General features: G+C 64.8%; 16 protein-coding genes. 9 read left to right on the forward strand and 7 right to left on the reverse strand.

What is annotated here, in order from left to right; translation table 11 throughout:
* Positions 1–176: 176 nt before the first annotated feature.
* Together HUK72_RS20565 and HUK72_RS20570 are read right to left on the reverse strand one after the other, a co-directional pair.
* A complete protein-coding gene (locus HUK72_RS20565; protein ID WP_336952897.1) occupies positions 177–1,142 on the reverse strand; it encodes a cation diffusion facilitator family transporter in 966 nt (321 codons plus the stop codon).
* 7 nt (positions 1,143–1,149) lie between these two features.
* Positions 1,150–1,659, reverse strand: coding sequence for an NADPH-dependent oxidoreductase (locus tag HUK72_RS20570; protein WP_176598461.1), 510 nt, complete (start codon positions 1,657–1,659; stop codon positions 1,150–1,152).
* Between the two features lie 95 nt (positions 1,660–1,754).
* Between HUK72_RS20570 and HUK72_RS20575 the strand changes: the two genes are divergently transcribed.
* The gene (locus HUK72_RS20575; RefSeq protein WP_176598462.1) at positions 1,755–2,606 is read left to right on the forward strand and encodes an SDR family oxidoreductase; all 852 of its coding nucleotides are present in this window, start codon (positions 1,755–1,757) and stop codon (positions 2,604–2,606) included.
* A gap of 96 nt (positions 2,607–2,702) precedes the next feature.
* Here HUK72_RS20575 and HUK72_RS20580 read toward each other — a convergent pair whose 3' ends face one another.
* Together HUK72_RS20580 and HUK72_RS20585 are read right to left on the reverse strand one after the other, a co-directional pair.
* Complete coding sequence (locus HUK72_RS20580; RefSeq protein ID WP_255325887.1) at positions 2,703–4,877, reverse strand: bifunctional diguanylate cyclase/phosphodiesterase; 2,175 nt, start codon at positions 4,875–4,877, stop codon at positions 2,703–2,705.
* A 114-nt stretch (positions 4,878–4,991) separates the two neighbouring features.
* A complete protein-coding gene (locus HUK72_RS20585; RefSeq protein WP_255325888.1) occupies positions 4,992–7,112 on the reverse strand; it encodes a TonB-dependent receptor in 2,121 nt (706 codons plus the stop codon).
* Positions 7,113–7,415: 303 nt separating this feature from the next.
* Between HUK72_RS20585 and HUK72_RS20590 the strand changes: the two genes are divergently transcribed.
* The 6 genes from HUK72_RS20590 (at position 7,416) to HUK72_RS20615 (ending at position 12,549) form a co-directional block, all read left to right on the forward strand.
* Positions 7,416–7,964: a hypothetical protein gene (locus tag HUK72_RS20590; protein WP_176598465.1), complete on the forward strand. Its 549-nt coding sequence runs from the start codon at positions 7,416–7,418 to the stop codon at positions 7,962–7,964.
* A gap of 113 nt (positions 7,965–8,077) precedes the next feature.
* Complete coding sequence (locus HUK72_RS20595) at positions 8,078–8,875, forward strand: acyl-homoserine-lactone synthase (RefSeq protein ID WP_255325889.1); 798 nt, start codon at positions 8,078–8,080, stop codon at positions 8,873–8,875.
* On the forward strand, positions 8,875–9,183 hold the full coding sequence (locus HUK72_RS20600; protein WP_176598466.1) for an acyl carrier protein: 309 nt from the start codon (positions 8,875–8,877) through the stop codon (positions 9,181–9,183). Before HUK72_RS20595 ends, HUK72_RS20600 begins: the two co-directional genes overlap by 1 nt.
* Positions 9,180–10,046: a cyclopropane-fatty-acyl-phospholipid synthase family protein gene (locus HUK72_RS20605; RefSeq protein ID WP_176598467.1), complete on the forward strand. Its 867-nt coding sequence runs from the start codon at positions 9,180–9,182 to the stop codon at positions 10,044–10,046. The genes HUK72_RS20600 and HUK72_RS20605 overlap by 4 nt, the downstream gene beginning before the upstream one ends.
* A gap of 24 nt (positions 10,047–10,070) precedes the next feature.
* Positions 10,071–11,831, forward strand: coding sequence for a fatty acyl-AMP ligase (locus HUK72_RS20610; RefSeq protein WP_176598468.1), 1,761 nt, complete (start codon positions 10,071–10,073; stop codon positions 11,829–11,831).
* Between the two features lie 112 nt (positions 11,832–11,943).
* On the forward strand, positions 11,944–12,549 hold the full coding sequence (locus HUK72_RS20615) for a hypothetical protein (RefSeq protein ID WP_176598469.1): 606 nt from the start codon (positions 11,944–11,946) through the stop codon (positions 12,547–12,549).
* Here HUK72_RS20615 and HUK72_RS20620 read toward each other — a convergent pair.
* The gene (locus HUK72_RS20620; protein ID WP_176598470.1) at positions 12,531–13,451 is read right to left on the reverse strand and encodes a LysR family transcriptional regulator; all 921 of its coding nucleotides are present in this window, start codon (positions 13,449–13,451) and stop codon (positions 12,531–12,533) included. The two genes, HUK72_RS20615 and HUK72_RS20620, sit on opposite strands and share 19 nt — an antisense overlap.
* 84 nt (positions 13,452–13,535) lie before the next feature.
* Here HUK72_RS20620 and HUK72_RS20625 point away from each other — a divergent pair, with 84 nt between their 5' ends.
* Both HUK72_RS20625 and HUK72_RS20630 read left to right on the forward strand, forming a co-directional pair.
* The gene (locus HUK72_RS20625; RefSeq protein ID WP_176598900.1) at positions 13,536–14,246 is read left to right on the forward strand and encodes a CoA transferase subunit A; all 711 of its coding nucleotides are present in this window, start codon (positions 13,536–13,538) and stop codon (positions 14,244–14,246) included.
* Complete coding sequence (locus HUK72_RS20630; protein WP_176598471.1) at positions 14,246–14,899, forward strand: CoA transferase subunit B; 654 nt, start codon at positions 14,246–14,248, stop codon at positions 14,897–14,899. The genes HUK72_RS20625 and HUK72_RS20630 overlap by 1 nt, the downstream gene beginning before the upstream one ends.
* 261 nt (positions 14,900–15,160) lie before the next feature.
* On the opposite strand, the gene HUK72_RS20635 is transcribed toward HUK72_RS20630, so the two are convergent.
* Together HUK72_RS20635 and acs are read right to left on the reverse strand one after the other, a co-directional pair.
* Complete coding sequence (locus HUK72_RS20635) at positions 15,161–16,870, reverse strand: ATP-binding protein (protein ID WP_176598472.1); 1,710 nt, start codon at positions 16,868–16,870, stop codon at positions 15,161–15,163.
* Positions 16,871–17,105: 235 nt separating this feature from the next.
* Entirely contained in the window at positions 17,106–19,070 is a 1,965-nt protein-coding gene (gene acs / locus HUK72_RS20640) for an acetate--CoA ligase (RefSeq protein ID WP_176598473.1), read from the reverse strand.
* Between the last annotated feature and the right edge of the window lie 8 nt (positions 19,071–19,078).

A 19,078-nucleotide genomic window follows, 5' to 3' on the forward strand; every position in this document is an offset into this window, starting at 1 on the left:
GGAGCAATTTTGGATGCAGCCGCGCTGCGGACCCCTTTTTGGGGTCTGCAGAGCTGGCAAGAGCCGGGATTTCTTCAAGCATTGCCAAGGGTTCGTGGAAGGCCGCCGTAAGGCGACCCTCGGCGCAGGAGTTGTCCAATCTGGACATGCAGGCCAGCCAGCGCGCCGCTCGGGCGCTATCGCGGGTCCGGCGCGGGGCGCGGCAGGACCAAGGCATCCTCCCGCTTTTCCGGACGGATGTAGATGGAGGTGAGTTCGGGAATCGCCCGCTTCATCTCGCTCTCCATCTCCTCGATCAGACTTTCCGCCCGGCCCATGCGCAGGTCGTCGGCAAAATCGGCGCTGATCGCCACGAACACCGCGTCGGGTGCGGTGTGGATGGTGCGGATGTGATTGACGGCGGTGATCTCCGGCCGCCGGTCGAGCAATCTCCAGACAGTCTCGATGATCGCCCGGTCGGCGCTCTCCCCGATCAGCAGGCCCTTGGCCTCCCGCGCCAGCAGCACCGCCACCGCGCCCAGCACCAGCCCGATGGCGATGGAGGCGGCCCCGTCCAGCCGCGCATCGTCGAGATGATGGCTGGCCCAGACGCCGATCCCCGCGATGACCAGTCCGATCAGGGCGGCGCTATCCTCGAACAGGACGATGAAGCCCGCCGGGTCCTTCGACCGGCGGATCGATTGCCACCAACTGCTCGGGCCGCGCTTGCGCCCGAATTCCCGCACGGCGATGGTCCAGGACGTGCCCTCCAGCAGGAAGGCAATGCCAAGGACGATGTAATTGACGGCCGGATCGCGCAGCGGCTCCGGCTGGCGGATATGGAGCCAGCCTTCATAGATGGACACCCCTGCGCCGACCGCGAATATCAGGATCGCGACGACGAAGGCCCAGAAATAGAGTTCCCGCCCATAGCCGAAGGGATGGACCGCGTCGGCGGGCTTCTTCGCCCTCGCCTGGCCGTAGAGCAGCAGCAACTGGTTGCCGCTGTCGACCAGCGAATGCACCCCCTCCGTCAGCATGGAGGAGGAGCCGGTCAGCGCGGAGGCGACGAATTTGGCCACAGCGATGCCGACATTGGCCAGCAGCGCGCCATAGAGGACGATATTTTCCCCGATAGGCGCGGCGCGACCAGTTTTCGCCACGGGGGACTCAGCCCGGATAGGGGGCGGACTGGAGCAAGCCGGCCAGATGCGCCGCATTGCCCGCCACCATCTTCGCGGTCTTCTCCACCTTCTCCGGTACCTCCTCCAGATCCTTGAAATCGGTCGAGGCCATGGCTTCCACCACCCAATAGCAGGCGGCGATGGCCGGGATTGTCCAGCCGACATCGTTCAGCACCTGAAACCATTGCGCGATGGAACAATGCGCCCCGTCTTCATTGCCGACTATCGCCGCGACCGCAACCTTGCCGTAGCTGGGCATGCGGCCCCCGTCGTCGGTTTCGCCTAGAAAGGCGTCCATCCGCTCCAGCACCCGCTTGGCGACGCTGCTGATCTGCCCCAGCCTGATGTCGAGCGCCGCGACCCGCACCATGCCGGTCAGTTCGACGCCATCGGCTGCAAAGGCCCTTTGCAGCACCGCGATCATCGCATCGGTCGAGCTGGATTCGCCGTCCTTCGCCTTGAGGCTGCAATTGAGGGCCAGGGCTTTCAAAACCATCGCATGTCTCCATCCGCTCCGGCGGTGCGTCGAACCGGGCTCGTCCCAATGAACTCCCCGGCGGGCGACGAGTTCTTCGGGAAAGGAGATTTGCGATGCCCGCGACCGAAGGGATGATCCATGAGGATGGCCTGCCCGGCCATGAAAGCCGGCTGGAGCCCAAGCCCGAGTGGGAACCGCGCTATCCCGGCTCCGGCAGGCTGGCGGGCAAGGTGGCGATCGTCACCGGCGGCGACAGCGGGATCGGGCGGGCGGTCGCGGCGCTCTATGCCCGCGAAGGGGCCGATGTCGCGATCTTCTACCTCTGCGAACATGACGACGCGGAAAAGACCGCCGGGATCGTCCGGGCGGAAGGACGGCGGGCGCTCACCATGGCGGGCGACCTGGGCGACCGGGACTTCTGCCGGCGGGCCGTGGCGCAGGTGGTCGAGCAATTCGGGCGGATCGACATCCTCGTCAACAATGCGGGCGAGCAGCATCCCGACAGCGACATCACCGACATCAGCGAGGAACAGCTACGCCGCACCTTCCAGACCAACATCTTCGCCATGTTCTTCCTGACGCAAGCAGTCCGCCCGCATCTGAAGCGCGGGGCGGCGATCGTCAACTGCACCTCCGTCACCATGTATCAGGGGTCGAAGGAACTGCTCGACTATTCCAGCACCAAGGGCGCGATCACCGCCTTCACCCGGTCGCTGTCCGAAAATCTGGTTGGCGACGGGATCAGGGTGAACGCCGTCGCGCCGGGGCCGATCTGGACCCCGCTCAACCCCAGCGGCGGGGCGAGCCCGGAGAAGCTGGAGCATTTCGGGGAGAATACGCCCATGGGGCGGCCCGGCCAGCCCAATGAGGTCGCCCCCTCCTTCCTCTTCCTGGCGTGCGACGACGCCAGCTACATGTCGGGGCAGGTGCTGCATCCCAATGGCGGGACGATTGTCGATGGATAGGAGGAGTAGGATTTAACCGGAAGGGTAATGATCGCACTTGGAAACCGTCATGCTGAACTTGTTTCAGCATGACGGGGCTTTGATCTCTGCCTCCCCTCAGGCGGTCAGCGAGTCCGTCCGGCCTTCGCCCCGCGCCCCGCGCAAGGGCCAGGACGCGGCGCGCCGGTTCAGGGTGACGATGGCGCTGTTCTCGTTCCAGGACTGGATCAGCGCGGGGATATTCTCCGAAGGCGCCGGCCTGCTGAAATAGAAGCCCTGGGCATAGTCGCAGCCCAGCGCCTTGAGCTTGATCGACTGGTCCGCTTCCTCGACCCCCTCGGCCACGACCTTCATGTTCAAGGCGCGTCCCAGCGTGATCAGCGCCGACACGATGGCGGCGTCGCTTTCCCGCGCCGTCACGCCGCTGACAAAGGAGCGGTCGATTTTCAACGTGCTGATCGGCAAGGACCGCAAATGGGACAGGGACGCAAAGCCGGTTCCGAAATCGTCCAGCGCCAGCGGAATGTCGCAACGGTGCAGCTCGTCGATCGATCTGCGCACGGTGTCCGATCCCGCGCCCAGGAAGACGCCCTCCGTGATCTCGATCTCGATCGAGGCGGGCTCGATCGAAAAGCGGTCCATCGTCTCGATCAGGCGCGCGGCGAAGCGTTCCCGGCGCAATTCGGCCGAAGACACGTTGATCGCGACATGCCCCAGAGGCAGGCCGCGCGCGCGCCAGGCGGCCATGTCGGCAAAGACCTGGCTGGTCATCGTCTGGCCGATCATGTCGGCTACGTCATGATCGTCGAAGGCCGCGTAGATTTCCGCCGGAGAGCGGATGGTGCCGCAACTGTCGCGCCAGCGCAGCAGCGCCTCGAACCCGACCAGCTCGCCGGTCTGCAACGACACTTTGGGCTGATAATAGCTGATGATCGTGCCGTCGCGCACGGCGGTGCGGGCCCGGTTGATCATGGCCACGCGTTCCTGCATGTCCTCCAGCAAGGATTGCTCGAACATCTGCATGCGCCCGCGCCCCAGCGACTTGGCGCGATAGAGCGCCAGGTCGGCGTGGCGGAGCAGCTCGGTCGCGACCCGCCCGTCATCGGGGAAGGCGGCGACGCCGATGCTGACCCGGCATTCGAGCGAACGGCCCGCCGCGAAGAAGGTCTCGCGGATGGTGAGGACGCGGTTGGCCAGGTCGGCAAGCTGCTGCCGGCTTTCGACATTCTCGATCAATATGGCGAATTCGTCGCCGCCCAGCCGGGCCACCACCGCATCCCCGGCGAAGATTTCCTTCAACCGCCCGGCGAAGCTCTTCAACAGCTCGTCGCCGGCATGATGCCCCATCAGGTCGTTGACGTCCTTGAAATTGTCGATGTCCAGCAGGAACACGCCGACCTTCTTGAAATTCGTCAGCGCGGCGGCCAGCGCCTTGTCCAGACAGGCATTGAACATCGCCCGGTTGGGCAGCTCCGTCAGGGAATCATGCTCGGCATTCCAGCGTATCTGCTCCTCGATCAGCACGCTTTCATGAATATCCTCGGTATAGCCGTACCATTGGATGATCCGCCCTTCCTCGTCGCGCCGGGGATAGGCCTGCGCCCGCATCCACCGATATTGGTCGTTGACCATCAGGCGCACGCGCACGTCGAAAGGTTCGCCGGTGGTGAGCGAATGGGTGATGCGCACGGTCAGCGGCCCGATGTCGTCCGGATGCGTCGCGGCAAGCCAGCCGCTGCCCTCCGCCTCCTCCCGGTCCAGGCCGGAACTTTCCAGCCAGCGGTCGGTGAAGTCGATGATCCGGCCGTCGGGGTCGGCAAGCCAGGGAAGCTGCGGATTATATTCGACGATCAGGCGCAGATTTTCCATGCTGCGGCGGAGCCGGCCGATTTCGGCATGCTCCGTCGTGACGTCGACCATCACCAGGTCGGCGGCCGGCCGGCCCGCGGAATCGCGCCGGACCGTCGCGGCGACCCGGATATTTTCCAGGACGCCCTTGCCATCCTCCAGCATCAGCGTCGCTTCGGCGCGCCCGGCGCGCAGCGCGGCGCGGATGAGATGGAAGACCGGTTTGCGGAACATAGGGCGGACGCCCCGGAGCCAGCCGAACAGGAGCTGTCCATCCTCCAGGCCGAAGCGGGACAGGGTGGCGGCATCGGGGCGGCACAGCCCATCCGCATCCACCGTGCACCGCAAAACCCCCGCCGACGCCAGAATTTGCTGGTCGCCATCCATCGGGTCCTGCCTGCCTTGCAATTCATCAGGTGACCGCGATGAAACTTGGTCCGCCATTCTACTCCTGCTGTCCGGCGCCGGGGCCTTAACGATGTTTCACCATATTGCCGGCTAAGATTTGATTAATGGCCGCCGCGACGGCCATCGCCCGCAAGTCCTTGAGCCCGACGCTCAAAATGCCGCAGACAGGGTGACTCCATAGGTGCGCGGCGGTCCATAGGCCGCCGTTCTGAAAACGCCCAGTCCCGACCGGTCGTCGGCATAGGTCTTATAGGTCCTGTCGGTCAGATTCTGGACCCAGGCGGCGATGTCCCACCGTCCGTGCCGCAGGCCGAGGCGGAGATTGACGAGCGTGCGCGGATCGGATTTGAAGGCGGCGGAATTGGTCGGCTCGAAATAGACGCTGGAACGATGATCCACGTCCGCCCGGGCGAAGACTGTGCCGAAGACCACCGGAACCTCATAGCTGACGGCGCCATAGCCGGTGAAATGGGGCGCCAGCACCAGGTCGTTGCCGGTGCAGTCGGTGCTGCCGCCGCCGAGCGACGCGGGCACGCCGCAATTGTCGAACGTCTTGTAATGCGCGTCGAGAATGGCGGCATTCCCCTCCAGCCGCAGCCGGGAGGAGAGTTGCAGCGACAGCTCGCCCTCCACGCCCTCCACCTGCGCCCGGCCGGCATTGGTCAGCGCCAACCCGCTGCCCAGCACCTGCGACACTTGCAACCGGTCATAATCGGTATGGAAGGCCGCTAGGTTCAGCCGCAGCCGCTTGTCCAGCGTCAGCGCCTTGAAGCCGATTTCATAGCTCGTCGCCTTTTCCGGGCTGGCGGTCAGGCCGCCGAGCGAGGAAGCGAGGTCGACATTATAGGCGGCGCTTTTGAACCCGCGGGAGAAGCGGGCATAGACATTGGCGTTCGGCACGACCTCATAGGAAATGGTTGCGCTGGGCGACAGGTCGTCGTCGGTCGAACGGCCGTCGAAAACCAGGTTGGGGAAGCCCAGAAAGCCGAAAATGCCCGTGCCGCTGGCATCATCCTGCACGAAATGGGCGCGCTTCTTCTCACTGGTGTAGCGCAACCCGGCAGACACGGAGAGGCGATCGGTCAGCGCATAGTCGAGCCGTCCGAACAGCGCGCCGCTTTCCGTCTTGACGCTGCCCCTGGTGGTCAGCATCGGCTCGCCCGGCACGCCCAGGCTGGCGCCCAGCGCCAGGCCCCGGTCGGTGTGCACCATCTGGTCGAAATAATAGGCGCCCAACAGATAGCGCAACTTGCCGGTCTCGCCGGCCAGCCGCAATTCCTGGCTGAAGAAATGCGAATCGTCGCTGAAATTATCGGCCGCGACGAAATCGACCTGCTCCTGATCGTCGTCCAGCGACGCCTTGTAGGAGGAATCGCGATAGGCGGTGATGGAGGTGAGCGTGATCGCGTCCGACACCCATTCCGCCGTCAACGAAATGCCCTGGCTGTCGCGGTGGAGCCGGTTCGGCCGGTTGTTGTTGATGTGCAGCGGCTGTCTGGACGGGAAGTCCGCCGGATAGCCGGCCAGCGCGTCCGCCTGGAAGAAGGCGGGCGTGCCCCGATCGCGCAACCCTTCCCAGCGGGCGATGAAGGACAGTTGATCGGTCGGCGCAAATTTGGCCGACAAGCGCCAGGTCAAAAGGTCGGTCGACCCGGCATCCTTGCCCCCGGAGAGATGCTTGTAGAAACCATCCTGCCGCGCATAGGCGACCGCGCCGCGCACCGACCATTGGTCGTTGAGGCGCGTGCCCACCACCGCCTCGCCCCGGCGGTAATCATAATTGCCCATGTCCAGCCGGACAGAGGCCCCCGGATCGGCATCGGGCTGCTTCGTCTGGACGTTGACGACGCCGGCGATGGTGTTCTTGCCATATTCGGTGCCCTGCGGCCCGCGCGCGATCTCCACCCGGTCGACGTCGAGCAGATGCTGGACGAAATTTTCCGGCCGGCCGATATAGACGCCGTCCACATAGATGCCGACGCCGGTTTCCAGGCCGATATTGCGGACCAGCGTGGAAATCCCGCGAATCGAGATCTGGCCCTGCAACTGGCCCGCGATGCCGCCGCTGATGTCGACATTGGGCGCCATGCGCGTCAGGTCGGTGATGGTCTGCAAGCCTGCCGCGACGATGGTGTCGCCCGAAATGCTGGTAACGGCCAGCGGCGCCTTCAGCAACGGTTCCGGCACCTTGCGCGCCGTCACGGTGATGTCGGCGGCCGAATCCCCTTCGTCCTGCGCCCAAGCGGCGCCGGAAGACGCCATTCCCATCATCGCAGACGCCAGAAGTGCCCACTTCCAGCGCCGCCTGTAACCCTTATTAGCCATGACCCTTGAACCCGTTATCTTTTGTCGGTCCGCCCTCTCTAGGCGCGCTTGGTAAACCGGTGGTTAAACCCTTGGAGATTCCGGCTCCGGATCGGACGAGCTTGGCGCGCCGGTCGTAACGGCGCCGGTTCGACCGCCCCGGCGAAGCGTCGTCTTGCCGCAAAGAAGAGGTAGGGCGCGCAAGCCACTGCTTAACCGCCTTTTAAGACCTGCGCGGCATGACGGCAGGCAGTTGCCGCGTGAGGAACCATGAGCGAATATATCCCCAGCACACAGCTTCGCGCCGGAAGTTCGACCACCGCGGCCGATTTCATTGCGGGCGTCGACACCACGCTCACCATCGACAGCCTGGTGACGCGCTTCAGCCAGGCACTTGGCCTGCAGGCCGCCAGCCACGCCTGTTATGCGGTCGAGGGCGAAACCCGCCGCTTCCTCTTCGGGGAAACCGGTTGGTCCGGCCCGGTCGCGCAGCCGGAAAAGCTGCCGCACCTCTGCTTTCCCATCATCGGCTGGGACGAGAAGCCATATGAGGTCGAAATCCGGCTGTTGACCGCGCTGGAAAGCCGGGAAGAGCGCGCCAACCTGCACGCCATGGCCACGCTGTACCTGTGCCGGGGCATCGCCCTGCTCGACGCGCAGGACGATCTGGCCGACGCATCCCTGACCGAGACCGAGCTTTTCTGCCTGGATCAGCGGCGGGCGGGATGGTGCGATCTGGACATTGCGGAGGCGCTGGACCGGTCCGTCCAGGCGGTGAAAGTCCATATCCAGCGCGCCCAGCGCAAGCAGGCGGCCTAAGCCCCCTTTACCGATTGGATTTTTTGCCGGGCGGATGGATTTCACCCCGCAACTTTCCGATGACCGCCCCGGTATAATATGCTAAAGGCGCTGCCGCTGCATGCGGGAGACGAATGAACTTGATTCATCTGATTTCGAAGAACAATTCCGCACTTTACCAGGACGAGATCAGAGATTTGCACCAAGCCCGCGCGGAGGTGTTCGTCAACCAGCTTGGCTGGGATCTCAGGGTCAAGGACGGGTTGGAATATGATGAATATGATGATGCGCGCGCGAGCAACATCATAGGGTTTTCGACCGAGAACCGGGTCGTCATGGGGCTGCGTTTCCGCCCCACCGACGATTGCTCCATGCTGCTCGACCATTTTTCGCACGTCCTGCCGGCTGGAATCCGCCCGATCGACGATGGGCGCACCTGGGAACTGAGCCGGGGCTTTTGCATTGAACGGGGCATGCGCCGCCACAATCTGCGACGGAAGGCCGCGTGCATGATCGCGCCGCTGGAACTGGCCCTAGAGGCGGGGATCGACCGTTGCGTCGGCTTTACCGACGTGCGCATGCTCAGCTTTTGTTACGGCGTCGGCTGGAAGCTGACCCTGCTTGGCTCCGCGATGGATTATGGCCAGGGGGAAGCGGTCGCCTATGAGGTGGAGGTGTCGCAGGCCGCGCTGGACGAGATGCGGCAGATGTGGGGCCTGCCCAGGCCGTCGCACATCACCGTCGAAGACCTCCTGCCGGGGGAGGAGAATGTGCATGTCGCGGCGGTCCGGCTGACCCGCGAAAATCCGGAACTGCAAAAGATCGCCGCCCAGCCGGAGGTCGGTTCCGTCACACATCCGCCCGCGACGACCGGGGCGGAGGTTTATTATGGCAGATTCGGGACAACCCGACAGGCTGCAGGGGGGCTTTGATGAATTCCGACCTTATTCGACAGGCGACAGCAGAGGAGATCGAAGCGTGGATCGTGGCGCAGATCGCGGACATCGTGAATGTGGCGCCCGGCGCGGTGTCCGCCGACGCGCCGTTCGACAGTTTCGGCATTGATTCCGCCAAGGCGATTTCGCTGATGGTGGAGCTGGAGAACTGGCTGAACCTGCCTGACGAACTGCCGCTGGAACTGCTGTTCGAGGCGGAGGCGATCCGCGACGCGGCCACCGGCATCGCCGCCGCAGTCGAAGAGATGGCGGCGCGGCAGGCTCAGGACTCCGCCGCGCAATGATGCAGGACGAACAGATCGAATTTGGCGGCTCGGCCGCCGCCATCCGCCACCATTATGATGTCGGCAACGACTTCTATTCGGCCTGGCTGGACCCCAGCATGACCTATTCCAGCGCGATGTGGGACGGACTGCCCAAGGATGCCCCGCTGGAGGAGGCGCAGCAGCGCAAGCTGGACTATCACGCCGAATCCGTCGGCGCGGGCAGCGGCATGCGCATATTGGACGTCGGCTGCGGCTGGGGCGGCATGATGCGCAACCTGCGCAACAAGCATGGCGTCGCTGAATGCGTCGGGCTGACGCTCAGCGAGGAACAGCTCGCCTATATCGAGCGGTTGGGCGATCCCGGCATCGGCGCGGTCCTGTCCAACTGGCATGATTATCGCCCCGACAGGCCGTTCGACGCGATCATTTCCGTCGGCGCCTTCGAGCATTTCGCCCATCCGCAACAGAGCGTGGACGAACGCCGCGGGGTGTATCGCGAATTCTTCCAGGCCTGCCGCGACTGGACCGCGGGCAAGGGGCGGCTGTCGCTGCAGACCATCGCCTATGGCAAGATGTCGCCGGAGGACGCCAATCCCTTCATCTCCAACGAAATCTTCCCAGCGGCGGAGCTGCCGACGCTGGAGGACATCGTGGTCGCGGCCAAGGGGCTGTTCCGGATCGAAAGGCTGCGCGACGACGGGCTGGACTATGCGCGCACCTGCGAAATGTGGAGCAACAGGCTGCGCGGCGCGGTGCGGAGCGGCGTGGTCGATCCGGACATCCATCCGGTCGAGAAATATTCCCGTTATCTGCGCATGTCGGCCGCCGGTTTCCGCATGCGCAAGATCGGATTGCTTCGAATAGCCCTAGCGGCGGAATGATAAATCGTCGGGTTCGCAAAAACTATGCAGATAGACTTTAGTCGATCGATAATCGACATTGTCCTGGACCATGAAAACCGCGTTCCGGATCGGCCCGCGCTGATATTCGACATGGGCGAAGGGCCGCAGGACAGCCTGAGCTATGCGCAGATGGCGGCGCGGGTCAGGGAGCTTGCGGGCGCCCTGTCGGCCAGGGGCCTGGCCGGTCGCCGGATCGCGCTGCTCTTTTCGGCGGGGACCGATTTCGCGCTCGCGCTGCTGGCCTGCCTCGCGGTGGGCGGGGTCGCCATCCCGCTGGCGCCGGTCGGGCGGCGGCGGGCAAGGCTTCAGAATATCCTGACCATGCTGGGCGACATCAGGCCCGATTGCGTGATGCTAGACGACGGCATGGCGGGCCAGTTCGGGCAGGAGCTGTCCGCCGCGCTCTCCGGCGCCATGAACTATTTGGAATTTTCCACCCTGGCCGGGGAGTCGCATCCCTTCACGCCGCTGCGGCTGGCCCCGGATCGGCTGGCCGTGCTCCAGTTCACGTCCGGCACCACGTCGAACCCCAAGGGGGTGATGATCACCCACGGCAACATCGTCGCCAATGAGACGATGATCAAGGCCGCCTTCGGCCATGACCGGGATTCCCATTTCGTCGGCTGGGTGCCGCATTATCACGACCAGGGGCTGTTCGGGAACATATTGCAGCCGCTGTTCCTGGGCTCGACCTGCGTGATCACCTCGCCCGCCGCGTTCATCAACAGGCCTATGTCCTGGCTGCACCTGATTTCCCGCTATCGCGCCCATACCAGCGGCGGTCCGAATTTCGGATATGACCTGTGCGTCGATTATGCGATGCGCCGGGGCATGCCGGAACTGGACCTGTCGAGTTGGCGGGTCGCGTTCAACGGCGCGGAGCGGGTGCGGCCCAGCACGCTCGACCGCTTTGCCGAATGCTTTGCCGGTGCGGGTTTCGACAGGCGCGCCTTCCTCCCCTGCTATGGGCTGGCGGAATCGACCCTGGTGACCATCGCCGTGCCGCCCCAAAGCGAGCCTGTCGTCAGGACTTATGACAGCCGCGCCCTGGCCGCCGGGCGGGCGGAGGAAAGCGCCGAGGGGCTGGATCTCGCCTGCTGCGGCCCGGCCATGGCGGGCGGCGATGCCCGGATCGTCGACCCCGAGACGGGCGCGCCGCTGCCCGACGGCGCGGTGGGCGAAATCTGGCTGCGCGGTCCGCATATCGCGGCGGGTTATATCGACAATCCAGCGGCGACCGAGGCGACCTTCGGCGGGCGGCTGGACGAGGGCGGACCGTTCCTTCGGACCGGCGACCTTGGCTTTTCCACGCCTGAGGGCTTTTTCATCGTCAGCCGCCTCAAGGACGTCATCATCGTGCGCGGCCGCAATTATGCGCCCAGCGATGTCGAGCATATCTGGTCGGAAATCTCCGGAACCGTCGGGCAGGCGAGCGCCGCCGCCGTGGAAGTGGAGGTCGACGGCGTGCAGCATATCGCCCTGATCGCGGAGATGAAGCGCGACGAGGCCCGCGCCCTGTCCGACGAGAGCCTTCAGGAAACCGCCGGGAAATTGCGCGCCATCGCCATGGAGCGGCTGGAACTGGGCATCACCGATCTGGTGATAGTGCCCGCCAGCGCGATTCCCCGCACGACCAGCGGCAAGGTGCAGCGGAAACAGGCCGGCAAGATGCTGATGGACGGGGAATTGACCATCCTCGGCATGGCCGGTCCCTTGGCGCACGCCTTCCAGCCTGTCCGGCACAAGGCCTCGGCCAGAGGGTGAACGTCGATCGCCGGATGCCGGACTCGTTCCTTGCTGACCGGCCCTTGGAAGCGTAAACTCGCGTCCGACCTGAACGGCCCGACCAACTGCACCAAGCGGAGAGGATGGCCCGATGATTCACATGGCTTTGCCGTTGCGCTGGACTGCGTCAGCTTCCCTGCTGCTTGCCGCGACCGCCGGTCCGGCCCTCGCCCAGTCGATGTTCCTTCCCGAAGGCATGGCCATCCAGTTGGAGACGCGTCAGGAGCTTTCCTCCAAATCGGCGCGCGTGGGCGACCCGGTCGAGCTGGCGGTGGCCAAGCCGGTGACGATCGGCGGCGTGACGCTGATTCCGGCGGGCAGCCCGGCGGTCGGTGAGGTCAGCCGGGCCAGGGACAATGGCCTGCTGGGCCGGTCGGGCAAGCTGGACATCAAGGTCAGCATGATCAAGGCGAACGGTATCGACGTGCCGGTTCGCGGCCAGCGCAGCGCGCAGGGCAAATCGGGCACGCTGGGGTCCGTGGGCGCGGGCATCCTCTTCCTGCCCCTTGCAGTGATCATCCGGGGCAAGGACGTCAAATTGCCCACCGGCACGTTGTTCGAGGTTTATGTCGACAAGGAGGTCGCGATCGGATCGGCTCCCGGCGTCGTGGGGCCCGACGTGGCGGCCCCCCTCGATGGGCGAGAGGCGCCCCATGGCATCAGGACCGTCGACCCCAATCAGGCATTGGGTTCCTGATCCTCATCGCCCTCCGGCCCCAGGCGGAGCGCGCTCGCCTGATCGAATATCGCATGGGTCACCGGATCATTGTCGGAAACCCGCTTCGCCACATGGAAATCGATGGGGGCCAGCGCCGGCATCCCCTCCAGCTCGACCAGGGCGCCGCTCGCCAAATCGGCGCGGGCCATGGGTTCGGGGAAAATGCCGATCCCGCCGCCTGCCTTGGCGATGTCGATCATCATCCGCGCATTGTTGCACAGGTTGAGCGATTTGCGCGCGATCCGCGAAGCGGCGATCGCGTCCCGCATGCGCCCGTAAATGGGCGAATGACTGGACAGCGACCAGATCGGGATCGTGCGGTCCCCCGCATCGCCATGGAAGGACGCAGCCACGGCCGGATTGGCGAGCCAGACCAGGCGAACCGCCCCAATCGGATGCGATTGGAGCGAGGGATGGGCGACAGGCCCGGCCGCGAAGGCAATGTCGGTGCGGCCGATCAGCAATTGCTGGATCAAATTGGCGGTGAGGTCGATTTCCAGTTCCAGGCTGACATGCGGCATATCCGCCTTCAACCGCGACACGAAGGGCGGAAGGCAGCTTGCGGCGGCGATTTCCCCCGCCCCGATGCGGACCACGCCGGTCGCCTCCTCCAACCCGCCGCAGCGCAGCAGCATGCTCTGCAGATCGCTCCACAGCGGGCCGCAATCGCGCACCAACTGGCGCCCGGCGGGGGTGAAGGACATGGTCCGGCCCTCCCGGCGGAACAGGCGGACGCCCAGATGCCCCTCCAGCTCCCGCACCCGCGCCGAAATGGCCGGCTGGGTGGTGTTGAGCCGCTCCGCGGCGGCGGCGAACGTGCCCAACCGGTCGATCCAGAGCATGGTTTCGAGATGAAAGAGGCCGATGCGATTGATAGACATTATTTTTGATTAGAGCAAAAAACAAATCATTAGAAATGATAAATTCTTTGCGCCAGAACTATGATCCGAAGGAGAGGCATGCTTATGGTCAAAAAGCTTTATTCGGATGCTGCGAGCGCGTTGGAGGGTTTGCTCTTCGACGGGATGCATCTGTGCGCGGGCGGTTTTGGGCTGTGCGGGATTCCCGAGCGGCTGATCGACGCGATCCGGGATTCGGGCGTCAAGGATCTGACCATCGCCTCCAACAATGCCGGGATCGACGGCGAGGGCCTGGGCAAGCTGCTGCGCACGCGGCAGGTGAAGAAGATGATCTCCTCCTATGTCGGGGAGAATAAAGAGTTCGAGCGGCAATATCTGGCGGGCGAGCTGGAGGTGGAGTTCTGCCCCCAGGGCACGCTGGCGGAGCGCTGCCGGGCGGGCGGCGCGGGCATTCCGGGCTTCTACACCAAGACCGGCGTCGGAACGGCCGTGGCCGAGGGCAAGGAAGTCAAGAATTTCGACGGGCAGGATTATATATTGGAGCGGGGCATCTTCGCGGACATCGCCATCATCAAGGGCTGGAAGGCCGATGAGAGCGGCAATCTGATCTTCCGCAAGACGGCGCGCAACTTCAACCAGCCCATGGCGACGGCGGCGAAGGTCTGCATCGCGGAAGTCGAGGAGGTGGTGCCGACCGGCAGCCTCGATCCCGATGCGATCCATCTGCCGGGCATTTACGTCAAGCGCATGATCATAGGCAGCCCCTATGAGAAGAAGATCGAATTCCGCACCGTTCGCCAGAGGGAGGCTGCATAATGGCCTGGACGAGAGATGAGATGGCCGCGCGTGCGGCGAAGGAATTGCAGGACGGTTTCTATGTGAACCTGGGCATCGGCATTCCGACGCTGGTGGCGAACCATATTCCGGCGGGCGTGGAAGTGACGCTCCAGTCGGAGAATGGCATGCTGGGCATCGGGCCCTTCCCTTATGAGGGCGAGGAGGATGCCGACCTGATCAACGCGGGCAAGCAGACGATCAGCGAATTGCCGCAGTCGGTCTATTTCTCCAGCGCCGACAGTTTCGCGATGATCCGGGGCGGGCATATCGACCTGACCGTGCTGGGCGCGATGGAGGTCGCGGAAAATGGCGACATCGCCAACTGGATGATCCCCGGCAAGATGATCAAGGGCATGGGCGGCGCGATGGACCTGGTCGCGGGCGTCAAGAAGATCATCGTCGTCATGGAGCATACGTCCAAGGACGGCAGCCCCAAGTTCATCCCCGCCTGCACCCTGCCGCTGACCGGCAAGAATGTGGTCGACATGATCGTCACCGACCTTTGCGTGTTCCAGCGGCCCGATCATGACAGCCCGTTCCGCCTCGTCGAACTCGCTCCGGGCGTGACGGCGGAGGAAGTCGCCGCTAAGACCAGTGCGCATTATCTGGTGGACGCCGTTCAAGCCGCTTGAAGGATGGAGCGGTTGATCTAACTGCATCAGAGCAACCGTTCCCTCTCCTGTGAGCCTGGTTTAACGCCCGATGCTCCAGAGTTTGTCCTGTTTAAGGTGAATCGTGTTCCTGCGCAGGCAGGAACCCAGTTGAGACGTTGGAACTGGGTTCCTGCCTGCGCAGGAACACGGTCCGCTTCCATCTCATCAGGACAAACTCGAGCTTTTTGCCGCGTCGCCCTTTGCGCGCAATGCTCCAACCTGATCTTCCGACTGGAAAAGTCAGGCCGCCTGCGCCCGCGCCGCCGCTATGCAGGCTTGCAGATGCTTGTGCCGGAACGGTTTGGACAAGCGGGTGATGTCCGGCGCGATCAGGTCGACCCCCTCATAACCCGATATGATGAGTAGGGCGATGTGCGGATGATCGACGCGCAGGCGCAGCGCCAGTTCCACCCCCGTCATGCCCGGCATGATATGGTCGGTGATGAGGATGTCGGGCCGGTCGCCGGACTCGATCATGCTGAGAGCGCGTTCGGCGCGATCGGTGTCGACCACCTCATAGCCCATATCCACCAGCATTTCGCGCGTGCTGTTTCGGACAAGATCATTGTCGTCGACCAGCAGAACCTTGCCCGAACGTGCCTTCAGGGCCTCGTCGATGACCGGGGGGGCCGCCTTCACGCTGGGCGCATGCTCGACCGGAAGCCAGAGCCGGACGCTGGTGCCCCGACCCACGGCGCTGTCGATTTCCACCATGCCGCCCAATTGGCCCGCAAGGCCATGGACCATGGACAAGCCCAGCCCCGTGCCATGGCCGGACGGCTTGGTCGTGAAGAAAGGCTCCATCGCCGCCGCCTTGACTGCGGGAGGCATGCCCGCGCCGCTGTCCGTCACGGTGAGGCAGACATATTGGCCGGGCGCGAGCGCGGCGGGCAACCGGCTCTGCCGGGCCTCCCCGGCTATGCTCAAAGTCCCGCCATCGGGCATGGCGTCGCGGCTGTTGACGGCCAGATTGAGAAGCGCGACCTCTAGCTGATGCGCATCAGCGCGCACCGGCGGCAACATCGCCTGAAGATCGATCGACAGCGCGATCCGCGGCCCCAGCGTACTGGCCAGCAGATCCTGCATCCCGCCGAGCAGGTCGGGCAGGTCGACCGCCTTGACGGCCAACGGCTGGCGGCGGGCGAAGGTCAGGAGCCGCTGGACCAGGGTCTGGGCGCTTTCCGCCGCCTGCATGGCGATGGAGGCGTGCCGGTCGATGGATTCGGGGGTTCTCTTCCCCGACAGGATCAGGTCCAGCCCGGCGACGATCGGCATCAGCAGATTGTTGAAGTCATGGGCGACATGGCCGGTCAACTGGCCCAGCATGTCCAGCTTCTGGACCTGGCGCAGACTGTCCTGCGACCGTTCCAGTTCCGTCGTGCGTTCGCGGACGCGATGTTCGAGATGGTCGTTCAGCGCTTCCAGCGATGCGAAAAGCCGCCCATTTTCCAGCGCGGTGGACGCGGCGCGGGCCAGCGCCTCCAGCAAGGCGATCTCATTGTCGGTCGGCTGGGCGAATTCCGACCAATAGGCGCCCAGGGCGGCGATGGGTTCGATCCGGCCGATCGGCACCATCGCCATGGACCGGACGAAGGTGGTGCGATACGCCTCCACCGGCACGCGCGGATCGTCGAAAACGTCCGGGATCACCACCGTCTGATGATGCTCCATGGCCCAGCCCGACACGCAGCTTGCGGCGGGGAAGCGCTGCCCCGCCCAAAGCGGCTCCATCGAATCTTCCGCGATATAATGGCACTGATCATCTTCGCGCAGGACGACCGCGATGCCGTCCGCCCCCACGGCGCGACGGGCAAAGGCGCGCAGCACATGGGTTATCGCCTCCAGGGACCGCGCCCCGGCCAAGGCCTCCATCGCTTCGGCGGCGATGCTCCACCGCGCCGCCAGCGCCTTTTGCTCGGCGCCCCGTTCGCTTGCCAATTTCCTATCCATCGACAACCTTTTGCATCGGAACCGCGCCTCTTCCTATCATTGGATAGAGCCGATCACAAAGCAATATGATCAATGGTTTAGGGGGTCGATTCGACCGATGACGATCAATTTTCCCTTAACCCTGTGCTTTCGAAATGACAGTCGGGCGGGGAAACGGGCTTTGGCTTTCCCGGTTGGGAGCCCCCGGATATGCGGGATGCTCCCGCGCAGGCGGGAACGCGGCGGACTTTCCCGCTTATCCCACGCGGCTTCGTATCAATTCCTCCACTATGGCGGGATCGGCCAGCGTCGATATGTCTCCCAGCGCCTGGGGCGACACCTCCCCTTCCGCGATCTTGCGCAGGATGCGGCGCATGATCTTGCCCGACCGGGTTTTGGGCAAGCCGGGCGAGAACTGGATCGCGTCGGGCGTCGCGATCGGCCCGATTTCCTGGCGCACCCAGGCCACCAGCGCCTTGCGCAGCGCGTCGGTGGCTTCCTCGCCGCTGTTCAGCGTCACATAGGCGTAGATGCCCTGCCCCTTGATGTCGTGGGGGAAGCCGACCACCGCCGCTTCCGCCACGCTCCCATGGCTCACCAGCGCGCTCTCGACCTCGGCCGTGCCCATGCGATGGCCAGACACGTTGATCACGTCATCCACGCGGCCCGTGATCCAATAATCCCCATCCGCATCGCGCCGACAGCCATCGCCGGTGAAATATAATCCCGGATAGGTGGTGAAATAGGTCTGGAAGAAGCGGTCATGATCGCCCCAGACCGTCCGCGCCTGCCCCGGCCAGCTCCGCGCGATGCAGAGATTGCCCTCGCCCGCGCCCTCCACGGCCACGCCATTGCCGTCGACCAGCAGCGGCTCGACCCCGAAAAAGGGCTTGGTCGCGGCCCCCGGCTTCAGGTCCGTAGCGCCCGGCAGCGGCGTGATCATGTGCCCGCCCGTCTCCGTCTGCCACCAGGTATCGACGATCGGGCAACGCCCTTCGCCCACCACCTCATGATACCAGCGCCACGCCTCCGGATTGATCGGTTCGCCCACCGTGCCCATCAGCCGCAGCGAAGCGCGGCTGGTGCGGGTCACATATTCGTCCCCCTCCTTCATCAACGATCGAAGCGCAGTCGGGGCGGTGTAGAGCGTCGTCACCTGATGCCGGTCGACCACTTCCCAAATGCGCGAAGGCGTCGGCCAGTTGGGCACGCCCTCGAACATCAGCGTCGTGCCGCCATTGGCGAGCGGCCCGTAGACGATATAGCTGTGCCCGGTGACCCAGCCGACATCGGCGGAGGACCAGAAGACCTCGCCCGGCCGATGGTCGAATGCAAGGTCGAAGGTCATCGCCGCCCAGAGCAGATAGCCGCCGGTCGAATGCAGCACGCCCTTGGGCTTGCCCGTGGAGCCGGAGGTGTAGAGCAGGAACAGCGGGTCTTCCGCCGCCATCGCCTCCGCCGGGCAGTCGGCGGAAACCTGCGCGGCCAGCTCGTCATAATAAGCGTCGCGGCCCGGCTCCATCGCCACCTCGCCGCCGGTCGCCCGGACGACGATCACGCGGTCCAGCATCGGCGCCATGGTGGCCGCCGCATCGACATTGCGCTTCAGGGGCACGGTCCTGCCGCCGCGCCGTCCCTCATCGGCAGTGATGACGATCCGGCTGTCGCAATCGGTGATGCGGCCCGCCAGCGCTTCGGGCGAAAAGCCGCCGAACACCACGCTATGGATCGCGCCGATCCGCGCGCAGGCGAGCATGGCGAAGGCCGCCTCCGCTATCATCGGCAGATAGAGCGTCACCCGGTCGCCGCGCGCGACGCCCGCGCCCTTCAGCACATTGGCGAAACGGCAGACTTCCCGGTGCAGCTCCGCATAGGTGAAGCGCCGCGCCGGTTCCCTGGGATCGTCCGGCTCCCAGATGATCGCCGCCTGATCGCCGCGTTCGGCCAGATGCCGGTCCAGGCAATTGGCCGACACGTTGAGCATGCCGTCGCTGAACCATTTGATGCCGAAATCGCCCTCCGCAAAGCTGCTTTCATCGGCGCGGGTCGGTTGACGCAGCCAGTTCAGCCGCTTCGCCTGCTCCAGCCAATAGGCCTCCGCATCTTCCATCGAGCGGCGGTAGCCTGCGGCATAGCCCGCCGCATCGACCTTCGCCTCGGCCGCCCATTGCGGCGGCACGGGGTAGAGGTCATCGCTTCCTGGCGCGGCAAGGGTCAGCATCGGCCCTG

Origin of the sequence: Sphingobium sp. 15-1 (assembly GCF_013375535.1) — a bacterium.
GTDB lineage: Bacteria > Pseudomonadota > Alphaproteobacteria > Sphingomonadales > Sphingomonadaceae > Sphingobium > Sphingobium aromaticivastans.